Annotated in this window: 12 protein-coding genes, 1 tRNA gene and 1 pseudogene; 3 read left to right on the forward strand and 11 right to left on the reverse strand. The window is 46.4% G+C overall.

The features are described from left to right. Positions 1-188: 188 nt before the first annotated feature. The 6 genes from AHMF7616_RS13855 to AHMF7616_RS13880 form a co-directional block, all read right to left on the reverse strand. On the reverse strand, positions 189-1,706 hold the full coding sequence (locus AHMF7616_RS13855) for a hypothetical protein (protein ID WP_115373429.1): 1,518 nt from the start codon (positions 1,704-1,706) through the stop codon (positions 189-191). 24 nt (positions 1,707-1,730) lie between these two features. Beyond that, positions 1,731-3,158, reverse strand: a complete 1,428-nt coding sequence (locus AHMF7616_RS13860; RefSeq protein WP_233507550.1) for a DoxX family protein — start codon at positions 3,156-3,158, stop codon at positions 1,731-1,733. A 239-nt stretch (positions 3,159-3,397) separates the two neighbouring features. Continuing rightward, positions 3,398-4,711, reverse strand: coding sequence for a RagB/SusD family nutrient uptake outer membrane protein (locus AHMF7616_RS13865; protein WP_115373430.1), 1,314 nt, complete (start codon positions 4,709-4,711; stop codon positions 3,398-3,400). A gap of 11 nt (positions 4,712-4,722) precedes the next feature. Next, complete coding sequence (locus AHMF7616_RS13870) at positions 4,723-7,878, reverse strand: SusC/RagA family TonB-linked outer membrane protein (RefSeq protein ID WP_115373431.1); 3,156 nt, start codon at positions 7,876-7,878, stop codon at positions 4,723-4,725. Between the two features lie 504 nt (positions 7,879-8,382). After that, on the reverse strand, positions 8,383-9,015 hold the full coding sequence (locus AHMF7616_RS13875; RefSeq protein ID WP_115373432.1) for a peroxiredoxin: 633 nt from the start codon (positions 9,013-9,015) through the stop codon (positions 8,383-8,385). A 31-nt stretch (positions 9,016-9,046) separates the two neighbouring features. Continuing rightward, positions 9,047-9,117 (reverse strand) — tRNA-Gly (locus AHMF7616_RS13880). A 279-nt stretch (positions 9,118-9,396) separates the two neighbouring features. On the opposite strand from AHMF7616_RS13880, the gene AHMF7616_RS13885 reads away from it, so the two are divergent. Together AHMF7616_RS13885 and AHMF7616_RS13890 are read left to right on the forward strand one after the other, a co-directional pair. Then, positions 9,397-9,795, forward strand: coding sequence for a c-type cytochrome (locus tag AHMF7616_RS13885; protein ID WP_199474228.1), 399 nt, complete (start codon positions 9,397-9,399; stop codon positions 9,793-9,795). Positions 9,796-10,118: 323 nt separating this feature from the next. After that, positions 10,119-10,685: an HD domain-containing protein gene (locus AHMF7616_RS13890; protein WP_115373434.1), complete on the forward strand. Its 567-nt coding sequence runs from the start codon at positions 10,119-10,121 to the stop codon at positions 10,683-10,685. A 160-nt stretch (positions 10,686-10,845) separates the two neighbouring features. Here the strand turns inward: AHMF7616_RS13890 and bshB1 are convergent, their stop codons facing one another. The 3 genes from bshB1 to AHMF7616_RS13905 all read right to left on the reverse strand — a co-directional run bounded on the left by bshB1 (position 10,846) and on the right by AHMF7616_RS13905 (position 13,559). Next, positions 10,846-11,565, reverse strand: coding sequence for a bacillithiol biosynthesis deacetylase BshB1 (gene bshB1 / locus AHMF7616_RS13895; protein WP_115373435.1), 720 nt, complete (start codon positions 11,563-11,565; stop codon positions 10,846-10,848). A gap of 34 nt (positions 11,566-11,599) precedes the next feature. Beyond that, on the reverse strand, positions 11,600-12,850 hold the full coding sequence (gene soxC / locus AHMF7616_RS13900) for a sulfite dehydrogenase (protein ID WP_115373436.1): 1,251 nt from the start codon (positions 12,848-12,850) through the stop codon (positions 11,600-11,602). A 61-nt stretch (positions 12,851-12,911) separates the two neighbouring features. After that, positions 12,912-13,559, reverse strand: a complete 648-nt coding sequence (locus AHMF7616_RS13905; protein WP_115373437.1) for a c-type cytochrome — start codon at positions 13,557-13,559, stop codon at positions 12,912-12,914. A gap of 265 nt (positions 13,560-13,824) precedes the next feature. Here AHMF7616_RS13905 and AHMF7616_RS26715 point away from each other — a divergent pair, with 265 nt between their 5' ends. Next, the gene (locus AHMF7616_RS26715) at positions 13,825-13,998 is read left to right on the forward strand and encodes a hypothetical protein (RefSeq protein WP_182412163.1); all 174 of its coding nucleotides are present in this window, start codon (positions 13,825-13,827) and stop codon (positions 13,996-13,998) included. 221 nt (positions 13,999-14,219) lie between these two features. On the opposite strand, the gene AHMF7616_RS13910 is transcribed toward AHMF7616_RS26715, so the two are convergent. Together AHMF7616_RS13910 and AHMF7616_RS13915 are read right to left on the reverse strand one after the other, a co-directional pair. Further along, positions 14,220-15,509 carry a YeiH family protein gene (locus AHMF7616_RS13910; protein ID WP_115373438.1) on the reverse strand — a complete coding sequence of 430 codons (1,290 nt, stop codon included), beginning with the start codon at positions 15,507-15,509 and terminating at the stop codon, positions 14,220-14,222. Between the two features lie 442 nt (positions 15,510-15,951). Further along, positions 15,952-17,387 (reverse strand): annotated as a pseudogene (locus AHMF7616_RS13915) (phytoene desaturase family protein). Positions 17,388-17,445: the final 58 nt, after the last annotated feature.

Raw genomic sequence — 17,445 nt, forward strand, 5'->3', positions numbered from 1 at the left:
TACTGTTATGTGTAACTGTCGGGAGCGTCCTCGCTCGTGACTAAAATTTGGTAGGCCTCCGGCCGGGAAAACCGATGTACTTTTTTAATAGCCATTCCGCAATAACTTACCTCCGGCCAGAGGCCGGACCATGAACCTCACGAGCGAGGACGCCCGCGATAGCAGAAGGTGAAACTACTCCTTCTCCCTTAAAATGAACTGAGCGTAGTTTGCCTTCCTTCCACCAAGGGGTACTTTTTCTCTACTTTATCCAGCACCACGTAAATAGAATCGTTAAACTCATTGCGGCCGCTTAAAACAATGCGGTTAGCACTGGGGCGGCGGTAGTGTAATTCCTGGGTTTCTTGGGCGTGGTTTTTATTTTTATTCTGTAAATGCAATACTTGTTTTTCAGGATCGGCCTGGTAAAAGAAGTAACGGCGCTCGCCGGCCATGCCGCCCACCTCCCAACGGGTTACGCCTAAATCGCGGTTCAGTTTCTTTTTGGCGAGCTGATCGGAATCCTGGGTATTTACCTGGTTTAGCTTGGTGTTCTTTTTATCGTTTTTCACGCGCAAAGGCGAGTAGCCAATCATGCGGTCAGCAATAGCGCCGCGGTTGGTGCGGTAACTTAACGACGACCAATCTTCGAAAATAGCATCCTGCCACCGGATAGAATCGGTTGGGGAATACGGGAGCACCTGGTTGTTTAAACGAAACTCCGTAACATTGTACAGACCTTTGGTATCGGGCAAACCGGGCGTACTCGGGATATTATAATTGTTGCCGTTGAAAAAGCCGTAGGCCCACAAACCCGCCGCTACCGGAACAAACACCATATTAAAAGTCCATTTTACGCCGTTTACCAGGTATTTCTGCCATTTTTCGGTAAAAACGGGGTTAAAGCGGTAAGGCTGCAGAATATCTTTTTCGTTCACCAGCAGGTTCCAGATTTTAGGCAAATCGTACCAGGCTATAAATATGCCGATGATGGCAAAGTAAGCAGCCGGTACGGCTACCCCGGCATCGTAGGCGTGGTTGGCAATGCAAATATTAAAAGTTACTACCGCCGCTAAAGCCGCTCCGAGCACCGCGGTTTTGCGGTAGAGCAGCAATAAACCCGGAACAATTTCGGCAAAACCCAGAAACACCGTATACTCAAAAGAAATACCCACGTGCGACCAGTATAGTTTTTTTTCGGCAAAATCAATGAAGGGCGTATTGAGCATGCCCACGGTGGGGTAAACCATTTGCATCGGGAAGGCTTTTTTTAAGCCCCAGCCCACCATGCCGTACGCTAAGCGGTAGCGTGCCAGCACCCGAATCCAATAATACAATTTGCTGTATTGGGTCGATTTTTTATCGAGTAAAGTCCAGATAGTGCCACCGATGACGGCTCCCACAAAAACCAAAATCAGGTTGATGTAATTAAGTATGCCGAATACGCCTTCCTCCGATTCGATTAAAACGATTTGCGGCGGCCAGAATGCCACAATGCTTTGCCAATTGTGGTAGGTTATTTTGGAGAATTTCAGCTCCAGCAAATCCGTATAAAACTTAGGATACGTGGGAATGCATAAAAAAAGAATGTACAGAAAAGCGATCCGGAATGCAATTTTCTGAACGTTTGTCCAACTTTTCGGTTTCTTTCCTTCGGCGGGCGGTTTCGCCACAGGGGGCAACTTCTCCACGTAAGGAGTTTCCAGGCTTAATTCGTTTACTGCCATAATAGTCTCTTTAAGTTCAATTTTTTAAATTTTTACCGCTTTGCGCCGCCCTTCGAAGAACATGTACTTTTTATTTACCTTGCTGAGCACTACCCGAATGGAATCCTGATTTTCGTTAATGCCGGAGAGCACCAGGGTACTATCGTTGGGTCTTTGGTAATTCAGAAAGAGCTTTTCGGAGCGGTGGTTTTTATTTTTATTCTGGAGGGCCAACCGATGGTTTACCGTGTCGGCTTCGTAATAGAAATAATGCCGGCCCGCATGACCGGCTAGTTCGTAGTTGCGGTCAATGTCTTTTTCGTGGACGGCTTCGGCGCTGGTAAAATCAATTTTTACCGGGCGATTTACTTTAATGGTTAAAGTCGACCATTTTTCAAAAATAACGTCTTGCCAGCGGTTCGGGTCAGTTCTGGAATACGGAATGGTGTCCTGGTTTAAAATAAATTCTTGCACCCGGTAGTAGCCGTAAGCATTTTTCAGGCCGGGCGTCCGCGGAATTTTATAGGGATCGGTGACGTAGTTGCTAAAAGTTTTATAAGCGAAAAGCGCCACAAACACCAGAAAGGCACTTCTTAAACCCAACCGGAAGTTCCTTAGTACTTTGTCCGAAAAATCAGGAATAATTTTGTTCGCGTAGGTAGGTCCTTCCTCGATTAATAAACGGTATAACCGGGGCACATCGTTAGCCAATAGAAAGGCCGCCAGCAACACAATAAACGTACTGAGGACCTGCTCGCCCACATCGTACAAGCCATTTACTACCGCTACGTTCCCGATAAAGCCGAAAATTAAACCTACCCCGAAAGTAGTGGTACGTCGGTTGAATAGTAAAAAAGCCGCCAGGATCTCGACAAAACCCAGAAACGATTGATATTTTGGCGCAATGCCTACCGTTTGAAAGTAAATTTTCCAGGCAAAAAAATCGCCGTAATTCGTAAATAAATTACTCAGCGACGGGAACGGCATTTGTAAAGGGAAGAGTTTTATAAAGCCATAAGTTATTAAAACAAGGGCTAAACGGTAGCGCACCATTACCCGCAACCAGTAATACAAAACGCTGTATTCTTTCCGGTTAACATCTATCCGACCCCAGATTACCGCCCCCAATAAAGCCACTACCAGGGCCACCGCCCAATTGGCAAACTGGCCGAAGCCCCATTGCGGTAAATGCTCCGGCGGAATAAACTGATTTTGGTAACGCGACAACCGGAACAGATCGTGAAAGTGCAGGTGCGCCCAGTCGATGGCAAAAAAATCGCGGTAAATTTTCCAATCCAGGGGCAGAATGAGTAAGCTGAGAAAAAGGAAAAAGAAACGAAACAAATACTTTTCCCAAGGTTTCCATTCTGGTTTGGGTTGGTTGGGCTTAATAATGCTACCAAAGTGGCGTCGCCCTTTCTCCCAAAGTGAATTGGTATTTGGTTGTATACTGCTCATAAACAAGTACTCCATTTTATGTTTTAAATATTTTTAAAATTTTCGCAAACTGAGCTATGCTCCTGGCGCGAGCGTCTTCGCTCGTGTCTAACCATGTGGTAGGCCTCCGGCCGGGCGAACCAATAGGCTTTCCCTAAAGCAAATCAGCCGGCAAGTTCCAACCGGCCAGAGGCCGGACGATCATCATCACGAGCGTGGACGCTCGCGATAGAATTAAAATTTAAATCTCCTACTATAGGCAAAAATTTAAAAAATCAATTGCCGTAACCGGGATTTTGGGTTAAAGCAGGATCTGCCAGGATTTCTCCGGCTGGAATCGGGAAGATGTATTTATTCGGATCATTCAGGTTATAAACTACGGGTGCTCTTCCGGTCCGCACAATATCAAACCAGCGATGCGGTTCCAGAGCAAACTCTACGCGGCGTTCGTTCTCAATGGCCAGGGTAATTTCTTCGGGAGTAAGGGCCGTACTATTCGGCACATTGGCCCGGGCCCGTACCGCATTTAAATCACTTAAGGCTCCGGCTACATCCGGATTAGCTTTTTTCGCGCGGGCTTCGGCCCGTATTAAATACAATTCGGCGGTACGAATGCCATAAGCGGCGGAAGTATTGGTTGGGTAAATACCCCCGATAAACTGACCCAAGGCATTTTGCACCGATAAAATTTTCCGGTCGCCGCCTACGGTTGGGTCGTTTAACAAGTTGTGAATGACGGCTTTGGGCTCCAGTTGCCGGTTACTCGTATTCCATAAACCATAACCGGTATTTAAATCAGTAACGCTATACGAAAACTCCAGCACCGACTCCGGGGTACCCGCGGCTAAACTAAAAGGCTTCACGAGCTGGTAACTGGTATTAGCCAGAATACGGTTCACGTCGTTTTCGGCGGCCTCCCAATTACTCTGGTAAAGGTGTAATCGGGCGCGGAGTGCGTAAACCGTGAATTTGGTAGCCCGGTTCCGGACGACCGTGGCGGGTAAAAAAGTTTCGGCCTGGTTTAAATCAGCTAGTACCTGGGCATATACTTCGGCCTGGGAGCTTTTGGAAACACCCAGTTTATCGGCTACTACTTTGGTGGGCGTCAGGAAAATTTGCACGTTGCCGAATACCCGGGCCAAATCGAAATACGAATACGCCCGGATAAAATAAGCTTCGCCCAGAAGCTGGTTTTTTAAATCGGGGGTGAGTTTTACATCATTCACCAGCGGCACTTTTTCAATGACGTGGTTCGCCCGGTTAATGGTATTGTAGAAGTTGGCCCAGTACGTCGATAAAAACCCGATATCCGAACGCAAATCGTAGTTAATTACATTTAAGTCGGTTTGGGCATTGTTTAACGACCGCACATCGCCGCCCGATTGCAGAATGGTATTTTGGAAACCGCTGCTGTAGTTTAAGCTGGCTAAAGAACGGTAAGCGCCCCGCACGGCGGTTTCGGCCGAGGCTTTGTCGAAGATGGTATTTTCGTCGGATACCCGGTCGTACGACTCTACATCCAGGTAATTTTCGCAAGATGATAGCAGCATGCTTACAAAAAGCACCGGCCAGATAAGTAGCTTCTTCATGATAAAAAAATTTAAAAAGTAAGGTTCGCGCCAAATTGAAGTCCGCGGGGTTGCGGCGGGGTAGCCGTATCTAAGCCATCCAGGTTTTGCCCCGCGCTACCCGATGATTCGGGGTCGGCGCCGGTGTATTTGGTAGCAATCCAGAGGTTGGTACCCAAGGCGTATAGCCTGACTTTGTTTAATTTTAAGCGGTTGGTTAAGCTTTGCGGTAGGGTGTAGCCCAGCGTAACGGTTTTTACCCGTACAAAAGAGGCATCTTCCAGGTAGCGGCTGTTTTGCTCGATGTTGTAGTTGTTCCCCACGCTGGTTACCCGCGGCGTATTGGTAATGTCACCCGGCTTTTGCCAGCGGTCCAGTTGGCTTTTCAGGATAGAGCGGGAAGCATCGCGGGTACCGCCGCCTTCCAGAATGTATTTGTTAAAGTTAAAAACTGAGTTACCGTACTGGTAGGTGAGTAAAACGTTTAAATCAAAGCCTTTATAAGAAAAAGTGTTGGTAAAACCGCCGTAGAATTTCGGAATTAAATTACCTAGTAGTTGCCGGTCGGCCTGGGTGAGTTTACCGTCTTTGTCGACATCGTCAAACACGGCGTTACCGGTTTCGGGGTCGACGTACAATTGCTTATACAACCAGAAACTGCCTAATGCAGCGCCTTCCTGGGTGCGGCGGTATTCGCGGGCTTCGAAGGTAATGGGGCTCACCAGCTTTTCGGCGCGGTTTACGTTCCGGGCCAAATTAAAATTAGACGTCCAGCTAAAGCCGTTAACCTGGTTTTGGATGTTTACCGTAGAGATGCCGAGTTCAATGCCTTTATTGCTTACTTCGCCGGCGTTGGCCAACGTGCTGCCGTAACCCGTGGACGATGGTACCGGCAGGTACAATAAAGCATCCGTAGTGTATTTGTAGTAAGCATCCACATTTACGAGCAAGCGGTTAGCGAATAATCCTACATCCAGGCCAGCGTTATAGGTGGTGGTTTTTTCCCATTTTAAATCTGGATTTTCGAGTTGCGAAGGAGCAATGCCGGGTTTGGGACCGCTGGTTAAATTATCCGGGTACTGGGCAATGCCCGTCCATAAACCGCGGGAAGCGTAATCGTTAATCCCGTTTTGGTTACCCGCCGAACCGGCACTCACGCGCAGCTTTAACTCGGTCAACTGGTTTAAGTCCTGCAGAAAATCTTCTTGTTTCAGGCGCCACGAAGCCCCAATGCCGGGAAAGTAGCCCCAGCGATTATTTGCCCCGAATTTAGAAGAACCATCAGCCCGCAGAGAACCTTCCAAAAAGTACTTATCGGCAAAACTGTAGTTAATCCGGCCAAAGAAAGAAGAAATAGTAGACTTGGATTTCCGTTGCTCCGAGGTGCGAATGGAAGCCGCCGATATTTGCTGAAAAGAGTTATTAGGGAAACCAGACCCGGTTTGCGCAGCAACTGTTTGCGTGGTGCCTTGAATACTGTTACCCAGTAAAACGGTAATGGCGTGTTTGGTGCCTAAATCTAAATTATAGGTTAAGGTTTGTTCGTTTTGCAGTAAGGTTAGATTGGTAAAAACCTCGTTCACGTACCCCGGCGGATTAGGCGCTCCTCCAATAATGGTTTGGTCGTTAAAAAACTCGCGCTCGTTATAATGGTTATAATCCAAGCCCACCGAAGTTTTAAAACGAAGCCCCGGCAGTATGGCCACTTCCACAAATTGGTTACCAATGTAGCGAATGCTGCGGGTAGAAATATTGGTAATATCGGTATTGGTTAAATTATCAATGTTTTCGTAAATGGAACCCCGGGCGGGCGTACCATCCGGATTGGTGAGCGGCAAATAAGTAGGATGGTGCAGCGCGGCCAGTAAATGCCCGGCTTGCTGACCAGCCCCGCCCCTAACCTGCTGCCGGAACGAGCGGTAGGCCCCATTGCTGGAACTAAACGTTATTTTTTTGCTGAGCTTGGTATCCAAGTTAAGTTTAAAGCTGGCCCGTTCAAATTTGGCCGGTTTCAAAATTCCTTCCTGGTTGGTGTAACCCGCGCCTAAATTGTACCGGATATTTTCGCTGCCACCCTGAATATTTAAATCGTAGTTTTTCGTTTGCGCCGTCCGGAAAACCCTGCTCATGCGGTCATAAGTTTGCTGTTCTTCGGGTGTGCCGCGGCCGGGAACCCCGTTAATGACTTCTTCTTTCGGGCGGAAAGGCCGGTTGGCGTACGTTTGGTTTAAACTGGGTTTATCTATCCCGGAGTTGATCCATTGCTCGTTCACGAGCAGCGCGTGTTCCGGGCCGGTAGTTAACTCCCACAACCGGCTTTTATCAGCTTGCTGCCAACCCTGCGAAACATCTAAACTGTATCGGGGCTTGCCAGCTCCGTATTCGCCGCGCTTGGTGGTAACCAGAATAACGCCGTTGGCTCCCCGGGAGCCGTAAATGGCAATGGCACTGGCGTCTTTTAAAACTTCCATGCTTTCAATATCGGCGGGGTTGATGTCGGCTAAAGGAGAAGTTTTTTTATTTCCTAAATCGATAGATGCTAGTGAGTTATTATTTACCAGCACCCCATCAATCACGTACAAAGGGTCGTTGCTGGCATTAATGGAGGCAGTTCCGCGGATTTGTACTTTCACGCCTTCGCCGGGGGTGCCGGAAAACGTATTCACCTGGATGCCGGCGGCTTTCCCCTGCAATTGCGCATCGAAGCTGGCCACCGGGGTTTGTTTGGTTTCGGCGGGGTTAATGGTGGTAATCGCGCCAACCAGACTTTTCCGGCTTTGGGTACCGTAACCCACCACCACAACTTCGTTCAAGGCTTTGGTATCTTCCTGCAGCGTTATTTTTAAATTTTTCTCATTTTTAAGAGGTATTTCTTTAGCTACGTAGCCAATAAATGAAAAAACCAGCACACTGTTTGGGTCCGGAACGGCCAACTGAAAACTTCCATCCGCCGCAGTTGTGGTACCGATATTCGTGTTTTTAACCAGCACCGAAACCCCGATTAAAGGTTCGCCGGATTCCGTAATTACTGTACCCGATACATTTTCATTAAAGGCAGCTTTAAATTTGAACACACTTCTGGATTTAGCCAAATCCGGAGCAAAAACAGCTTCGGAAGCGAGGGATGTTGATTCCGAAAGAACAAGCAATAGCAATAACTTACTACTCTTTTGTAGTAGTTTTTTCATAATTTACGTAATTTGGGTTAACAATTTATTACCGGCTTTCCCGATTCTTGGCCTGGTCCAGAGGTCTTGTGATCGGGAAAGCTATTTTTTTAAATTTTTACCGGCAAACCACTTCTCACCGGTAATTATTAATATTTATCTATCTGTACTTTATCGCATAGGCATTCGTTAAAATCATTAAAAGTTAAAACAAGCATTGTTTGCCAGACTGATTTGGCCATTAGCAATAGTATTGCAGAGCTTTATATTTAATTAGATACCCGGGATTGTACATAACCCGACTACAAGAATTGGAGGCACCCAAAACGAGTACCATAGACTGATTACACCGATCTATCAACACAGAACAATTTTAAATTTTACACTGGTTTTGTCGATGAGGAGGAACTCGAAAGTAAATGTTTTTACAGTAACCATAGTATTATGCGTTTTAGGTGATAGTTAATAGTCGCGCCGTTTAATCCAGGAAGTTTGCTTGCCGGCTGGCGCGGCTTTTTACCAGTTTTAACTAGGCTGCGGGGTAGTGCGCAGGTACGGTTTTACTATTTTATATCCTTTCGGGAAAGTGGTGGCTAGTTCTTCGTCTTTAACCGCCGGCAGGATTAAACATTCTTCGCCGTATTCCCAATTAGCGGGAGTAGCCACGTCAAAGCTTTCGGTTAGCCGCAAAGAATCAATCATGCGCACAATTTCCTGGAAATTACGACCGGTATTGGCCGGATAAATTAAGATGCTCTTGATCCGTTTGTCGGGGCCAATAATGAACACGGAGCGGATGGTTTCGGTGTGGCTGAAAAAAGGATGAATCATGTCGTATAAGTGAACCACCTTTTTGTGCGGATCGGCGATCACCGGAAAATCCACGGTGGTTTGCTGCGTTTCTTCAATATCGTAAATCCAGCGTTTATGCGACTCCAGGGTGCCGGCGCTGATGCCCAAAACCTTGGTTTGGCGTTTTTCAAATTCTGCTTTTAGTTTAGCCACCATGCCTAACTCGGAAGTACAAACCGGGGTAAAATCGCTGGGATGCGAAAATAAAATGGCCCAGTGGTTTTGAATATACCGGTGAAAAGAAACAATTCCCTGCGTGGATTCCGCTTTAAAATCGGGAGCAATTTCGCCAATGCGCAGTGCCATAGCTATTTGTTTAAAAAGTAAATAATTTTCGCGTCGCGGAACGGACTCGAACCGTTGTACAAGATCTGGCGGACCTTTGCTTAGCCACTCAGCCACTGCGACGTATTTGTAAGCCTATTCTTTCTGCTCTGCCCTTCTGCGACAAATATAAAAGCTGCTTTTGAAAAAACAAATAATGTCTATAGAATTAATAGACTTAATTATTTTAACTCATCAATTTTTAAATTTTTATATCTCTGGTGGTTGTAATCCGGTCACCTTTTTAATTATACTACCTGATAACTAGCTATTTTGACTATATTAAAACCACGCAACTATGCTCGATAGTATATATTTGTGAGGAATAGATTAAGAAAGGTTAACTGGCTAATCCCGTACGGTTTGTTTTTCAACAGCTTGTGGTGGACAGCCTGCAATAAACCCAATAAACCGGAGGTGAACCACCACCAGCGAAGAATAGAATATATCCGGAAAATTCCCGGAGAAAGTAACCCCATACCCATAAAGACAGCCCAGCAGGGAGAAGTATTGATCGCCTACTCCGATTGTTATACCTGCCATAAAGAAGACAAAGATTCGGTAGGTCCGGCGTTTAAGGCTATTGCCGAAAGGTATCCGGCGCAACCTGTTTATATAGATTTGCTGGCGCAAAAAGTAATAAGCGGCGGAAAGGGTTCATGGGGCAATGCTTCCATGAGTGCTCACCCCAAAGTATCTATGGCGGAAGCCAGATTAATGGTTAGTTATATACTATCCTTAAAAGGAGATTCGATAAAATAATTTTTTGGTATACCTGGTCTTTTTTAAAAGTATATACCTATTGAGGTTAAATACCGCAATTTTACAAGTTCAGAAATTATCCAGCACCTGGCAATAGCCGTTATTTCTAAAAAGGCCATAGCTGTTTTGCTGTTATCCTCATTTGCTGCCAGAATTTGAGCTATTTGGAATATAGCTTACGCAAAAAGACTTTGAAGCCGTTTGTGAAGACACAAATGGCGGCATTAAGTCCCGCATCGTGGTATTGCCCATTATCTGTGTCTTCACGTACGAATTTGACGTAAATTCTAATAAAATTTAAAAATTAAACTATATGCAGCAACATGGAGGCAATAGTGTTAAATAACCAGTTTACCGAAACAGAGCTAAAAGTACTTGCCTTCGTAACCGAAAAACATGGTCAACAAAAGCGAAAGTATACCCATGAACCTTATGTAAACCATTTAATTAGGGTAGCATTAAAAGTAAAAGAGTATACCCAAGATAGCCGCATGGTGATGGCGGCTTTATGCCATGATTTACTGGAAGACACAAAGTGTACCGTAGTGGAGCTTTATCAATTTTTCATAGGCATTAACCTAACAGAAGCCGACAGTGATTATATCTGTTTTTTAGTAAAAGAATTAACCGATGTGTTTACCGCGGAAGCTTTCCCTCAGTTTAACCGAAAAACCCGAAAAGAACTGGAAGCCGCCCGGCTGTGGGAAATTTCACCGGAAGCGCAAACCATTAAATACGCTGATTTGATTGATAATACCTCATCTATTGTTCCACACGGAGGCGCGTTTGCTAAAGTTTATCTGAAAGAGAAGAAACGCGTGTTAGCCCAAATGGATAAAGGCCATCCGGAGCTATATCAACTGGCTAGTTCTATTGTAGAAGCGGTTTGAGAATTATAGAATAGTAATTTTTCTGTCATTCAGGAGGAACCTATTTCGCTACGTAGCAAAATGGTTTCCTCCTGAAGGACAGATATTTTTAAATTTTTTTGTTTGAAAGCAGCCCAATGCATTCTACAAAAATCTAAAAACAACTGTTTTGATCTTCTTCTTACCGCAAATGCTGCAAATTATCTACGCCCAGAAACCGCTGGCACGTGAAGCCTTCGGCGAACGGGGCGTTAATGTACTTGCCAAATTCCCGGGCGCGGCCTTCGTGAATGAGAAAAAAATCGGGCGCGGAAATATAGGTTACGGCGGGTTCATTATATTCTGGGTGGTAGAATTGGCTCCGATAGGCCTGGATAGCGGCTAATTTTAAATCCCAGTAATGGGTAATATCCACCAGAATATCGGGTTTGATGTAGGTGTTTTGGATGTATTGCAGTACCAGTTCGGGGCGCCAGGCTTCCTGGGGTTCGCCGTCGAGTTCGGTTTTAATTTGCGGTAAGCCCGCGATAAAAGCGGCTTCGGTTACTAATTTACAGGCCCGGCCATGGTCGGGGTGCCGGTCGTGGGGCGCATTTGCCAGTACAATACGCGGTTGGTATTTGCGTACCGCCCGGATAATCTGCATGGTATGGGCTTCGTCGATCACGAAAAAACAATCCCGCATCCATAAGTTTTCGCGCACCTGCAAACCCAATAATCTTTTTGCTTCTAACGCTTCTAGCGCCCGGATTTCGGCGGAGCCGCGCGTTCCCAGTTCACCACGGGTCAGATCGATCATGCCCACTTTATCGCCGAGCGCTACTTGTTTTAAAATAGTACCCCCGCAACCTACTTCCGCATCGTCGGGATGCGCCGAAAAAACCAGAATATCTAATTTCATGGTGTAACTTCTGTTTATCCGGAAAGATAGTGTTTTATTTTTCCGGTTTGTTTAAAACCTGTCCGTCCCTTTGAATCAGCCAGGTAGTAATGGGGTTGAAATGGTAGCCCCCTTTGTTATCGCCGCGGGCGGCAACTAATTGGCTAAAGGTGGGTTGGGTATAACCGGTTTCGTCGACGGCCCGGCTCATGATTTCGGTTTCGCTGCCGTTCCATTGCCACAAATGCCGGAAATAGGTATGGGCTTTATCCAGCACGGGATCCTGCAAACGGGCGAGCTGCCAGGTTTTACCGGCGTCGGTGCTTACTTCTACTTTCGTAATTTTGCCCCGACCGCTCCAGGCAATCCCGCGTATTTCAATCCAGCCTTTTTCTACCTGCACCGGGTAAGCCGGGAAAGTAATAATCGAGCGGGCATCCATATCGAAACTAAACTGCCGGATTTTGCCGTCTTTTACGGGTTCGGTGTATTTAGAAGTTTCTTCGCGCGTCATAAACGGTGCATCCGAAAACTCCAGGCGGCGCAACCATTTTACGCTGGTATTGCCTTCCCAACCGGGTAAAAACAAGCGGGCCGGATACCCTTGCTCCGGACGAATAGCTTCGCCGTTTTGGGCGTAAGCAATCATCCCGTCCTGCAAGCCTTTTTTTACCGGAATACTGCGGGTCATGACGGCAGCATCGGAACCTTCGGCCAGAAACCAGGTGGCATTGGGTTTTACGCCTACTTCCCGGAACAACGTGGAAAGCAGCACGCCTGTCCATTCGCTTTGGCTGGTTAAACCGGCAATTTCCTGGGGCGTAATTTTACCGACCGGGTTGCTCCGGAAATTACCCGAACATTCTAAAAAGCAAATCCGGGAAAAAGCCGGGAACCGCTTTAAATCTTTTAAGGTGAATTTCATGGGCTTCTCTACCAGACCATGAATATACAATTCGTACTCCTCCGGGTTGATGGTGGGCACACCGCCGTGGTGCCGTTCGTAATGCAAGTCGGCGGGCGTAATGGTGCCGTACAAATCCTGCAAAGGCGTGCGCGAGGACGTGTCGGAGGGTTTCCGGACCGGCTTTTCGTACCCCGACCGGGTGCCTAACTCACTGGGCAAGGGCCCTTGTTTTTTGGTGGGATCGTCCGGTATTACGGCGGCTTCCGGTATGGCCGCCTGCACGGTTTTGCCAACCGCAGTTTGTACCAATACTACCGCCGCAGTTGCCGCTCCGCCCAGCAATTTCCGGCGACTCAGCGGTTTATGAAACAAAGGCGTATCTTCCGTTTCCGACTTCACTTTAATAATTTTTTAATTTTTTAAAATTTTCAACTTGCTACAAACTCTGTGCGTGCTTGATTTAACGCACTTCCGGTCCACCTTTCCGGTCGTCGGGCACAAAAAGCTTTTGGGCTGGCATCACAACTTTGGGCAAGGTTTCGGCATTAATACTGGCTTCGGAAGGTATAATTTTGTTGGCATTTAACAGAAAAGCCGTTAAGGCATACACTTCTTCGTTGGTTAAAGAACCCGGCGCATTAAACGGCATGGCTCTTCGGATATAATCGAACAAGGTGGTGGCGTAAGGCCAGTAATTGCCAATGGTTTTTTCTTTGCTGGTTTCTGCTCCGGCGGTTTCATTTTCTGCAACCGAAACCAAGCGATTATTCGGTCCTTCCACGCCGGTTTTTCCGTGACACGCCGCACATTTCACGGCGTAAACGGCCTTACCAGCCAGTACCGTTCCTGACCCGCCGGGTAATCCTTTTCCATCGGGCCGCACATCTATATCCAATAAGGCTATTTCCTGAGCAGTGGCCGGTTTTCCAAAACCAAAGCTAACAGGCCAATTGGCGGAATCAGCTTTTGTTACTTGGGTTGATGGAACAACAGCAGTGGCAGTAGATTTATTTGCTGTTAGGGAACGGGTACAGGCTGCTCCTAACAAAATCAGTCCGGTTAAAAGCCAGTTGAAGCCCGAATTTTTTAAAATTTTTAAATTTTCCATTAACTGTTTAGGACGATAGCTTGCTTTTATAACCAAGCTAGTTTTCAATACAATTTTCTGCTTTTCCGTAGTTAATCAGTTGACGCTGCAAACATTAAGTTTCATCTTGAATATCACTTAACTAGGTTTTCTGAAGTTATTTTCTTCGTCAACCCTTACTATTCTCCCTATTCCAACTTATTTGTCGGAATTAAACAAACACAAGCCAGTAGCAGCCGTAACTAAAAGAGTGAATCATTTATCTTCCACTTAAAAGCTTTTTGCCATGACCAAAGGACATAATAAAGACATGCACGAGGATGAGAACACGTCTCAAACCAATAAAGACAAAGGCCAAAGCACCAAGCTGAAGCATTCTAAAAAAGACGATAGCCCCAACCAAGGCCGTCACGCCAACCCCGACCAAAGCGGTGGCACCAAAGGAGCCAACAGCATTTAAATTTTTAAAATTTTTAATCCAGGCCTGAGAATTATCTTGAGATAATTCTCAGGCTTTTTTATTTCTATTTACTTGTTTTAATAAGCAATTACGCTTGCAATAAATTGAAAATAAATTCCTGTCATTCAGGAGGAAACTATTCGGCTACGTAGCTAAATAGTTTCCTCCTGAATGACAGATTTTTTTAAATTTAAGTTGATTACAATTATTCAATCTGCTCTTTACTTACCTCCAAACAAGACAAAGGCAATTACCAGCGTAATAAAAATATTGAAGGTTTGCGCAATCAGGAAAGCGTAAAGAGGCTTTTTGCTTTGCTTGTTAAACAAATCGGCAAAATTAGTTTCCAAGCCAATGCTGGTGAAAGCCAAGGCAAACCACAAGCCTTGCAAATTCTTTAAACTGTCTTTTACCTGAGCCGTAGTTTCGGGCGAGATGAAGAAAGAAAAAAGCAAGGAAGCCCCGATAAAACCTAACACGAACTTTGGGAAACGCTCCCAGATAACCCCTAACGTTGGCTTGCTGTTTGGTTCCTGGGAATTGGGATGTTTGGTGTAGGTCCAGTAAACCGAAATAGCGAAAGCCGCTAAACCGAGTAACACATTCTGCGAAAACTTTACAATCGTGCTTATTTTTAAAGCCGTTTCGCCCACCAGCGTACCCGAGGCAACCACAGCTCCGGTGGTATCAATGCTGCCGCCTAACCAGGCGCCGGTAACTTCCTGCGGAAAGTTAAAATACTGCGCCACGTAGGGCATAAAAATCATCATGGGGATGGCCGTAATTAACACCATCGAAATCACGTACGACAGCTTCTTGGAATCACCCTTAATAGCCCCTGAAGTAGCAATTGCCGCCGAAACCCCACAAATAGAAACCGCGCTGGAAATCATCATGGTGAGTTCGTCGTCTACTTTTAGTTTTTTGCAAGTCCAGTAAGCCAGGTACCACACCGATACGACTACCAGCAAAGCCTGAATTAAACCCAACGAACCCGCTTTTAAGATGTCCGAGAAAATAACGCTGGTGCCCAGCAGCACCAAACCAATTTTCACGAATAACTCCGTCGTCAGCGTAGAGCGAAACCAATCGGGTAATTTAAAAAAGTTGCCGATGATCAAACCGATGGAAAGGCTAAAAATAACGGCTTCCAGGTTTAAGGCTTTTACCTGCTGGTTACCCGCCAGAATTAAGGCCAGAATGGTTAGTACATAGACCACCGGGAAAACGAGCAAATACGATTTTAAAGGTTTCCCAATGAGGCTGGCTCCCAATCCACCAATGGTAAAAACCAGCAAAAACTGCAAAGCAATAATGCCCAGGTTACCGGCATTTAAAACTTTCGCGGTTAATTCCGCCGGATTACTCCAGCCAAATACCGGTACCGGCAGTAGAAATCCCGCAATGGCTAACAAAATGATTAATCCTCCTAAAATAACGACGGTCCAATCTTCCGAAACGGCAAACCGGGTTTTGGGCGGAGAAGTAACTGTTGCTTGGGTTGACGACATAAATTTTTAAATTTTCTTTTATGTATATAGAACTAGTAGACAAATCTATTGCATAGTTGTCACTTTCGCTATTATTTCTTATGAAAGTTGTTTAAAGTTTAGGGATTAACCCTTCCGCCCTAAAGGGCACCTTCCCTAAAAACAGGGAAGGAGAGGCAGCTTTTTACATTTACCATTTACCAGGTATCAATTACCGGTTTGTAACGTAGCTATGCAACAAGCAGCTGTGACCAGGTGTAAGCGTTACCGGAAAATTGTTCTATTTCTCTCCTATGGCGCGGAAGTTACTTCCGTGACTTGCTTATTCTATATTAGAAATGGCTGCTTTTTCCTAAGTTAAAAAAGGCACGGAAGTAACTTCCGCGCCATAGTGCGGCTATAGGAAAGCGCCCCTCCTAAGATTAGGAGAAACAGGGGTGGTTGACCATATGCACAATAACTTTTATACTTTACTAATTTTAAAAACATCCTTTAAAGCCCGGTTAGCTGCGTGAAACCCACACATGCCGTGTACCCCCCACCCGGCGGCGTGGAAGAAGAACAGATATAAATTCCTTTGGCCGAGGTGCGATAAGGTGAAAGGCTGATAACTGGTCGCGTATACAATTGCTGTACGTCGATAACGCCCCCGTTAATGTCGCCGCCAATGTAATTGGGGTTATACGCTTCTATCTGGGCGGTATTCATTACGCTGCGGCCAATAATTAAATCGCGGAAACCGGGTGCAAAACGCTCTACTTGTTTTTCGATTATTTCGGTCCGGTCGAGCGTGGAGCCGTTGGGTACGTGGCAATAGGCCCAGGCCACCTGCTTGCCGGCCGGGGCCCGGGTTGGGTCAAATAAGCTTTGCTGCGCTAATAATACGAATGGCTTATCGGGGTGCTGCCCGCTGGCACTTTGCTTTTCCGTGGCCGCAATTTCCTCGAAGGTATTGCCGATGTGGATGGTGCCGGCGTTCCGGCATTCGGGGGCGGTAAACGGAATCGGACCATCCAGAGCCCAATCAATTTTAAAAACGCCCATGCCGTAGCGGTACCGATTGAGTTGCCATTTATAAATCGACGAAAAGCGATGCCCCGCGATTTCTAGTAACTGCCGCGGCGTTACATCCAGCAAAACCGCCTTTGCAGAAGGCAGCTGTTCTAATTTTTTTACATAGTAACCTGTTTCAATCTTCCCGCCTAACGAGACAAAGTAAGAAGCCATGGCATTGGCCATTTGCTGGGAACCTCCTTTAGGAATTGGCCAACCCCGTAAGTGTCCCACGGCCATTAAAACCAACCCAATGGCCGAAGTAGCCAGATTGTTTAAGGGCTGAATGTTGTGCGCCGCCATTCCGCCCCAAAGCCCCCGGGCTTCCATGGTCCGGAAACGTTTGGCCAAGAGAGTAGACGGCGGCAAGGCTTTTAAACCAAACTCCGCCATGGCAATCGGGTATTTGGGAATAGGCAAAGGCCCTAAAACATCCGGGGCCAGCTTAGGCCAGTCCCGCACGGTAGGCTCCATCAGACTGAGGTAAGTCTGTTTATCTGCCCCCAACAATTCAGCTGTTTCTGTTATCGATTTTTTTAAAACCGCGGCGGTGCCGTTATCAAAAGGGTGCGCGGCTGCAATTTCCGGGTAAATAAAATCCAGGCCGTGTTCGTGCAGCGGCAAGGTGCTCATGTAAGGCGAACCGGCCGCCATGGGGTGAATGGCCGAGCAAACGTCATGCACGAAACCGGGCAAAGTTAATTCTTTCGACCGTAATCCGCCCCCGATCGTGTTATTGCCTTCAACTAGTAATACCGAAAGCCCGGCTTGCTGCAACCGGATACCGGCGGCTAATCCATTGGGCCCGGAACCCACTATTACGGCATCAAAATCTGTTTTCGTCACTGTTTATAATATTTAGAATAGCGAAAGCAATATACGTTATCCTTCCGCTATTCTCTTA

It is taken from the genome of Adhaeribacter pallidiroseus (assembly GCF_003340495.1).
Taxonomy (GTDB): domain Bacteria; phylum Bacteroidota; class Bacteroidia; order Cytophagales; family Hymenobacteraceae; genus Adhaeribacter; species Adhaeribacter pallidiroseus.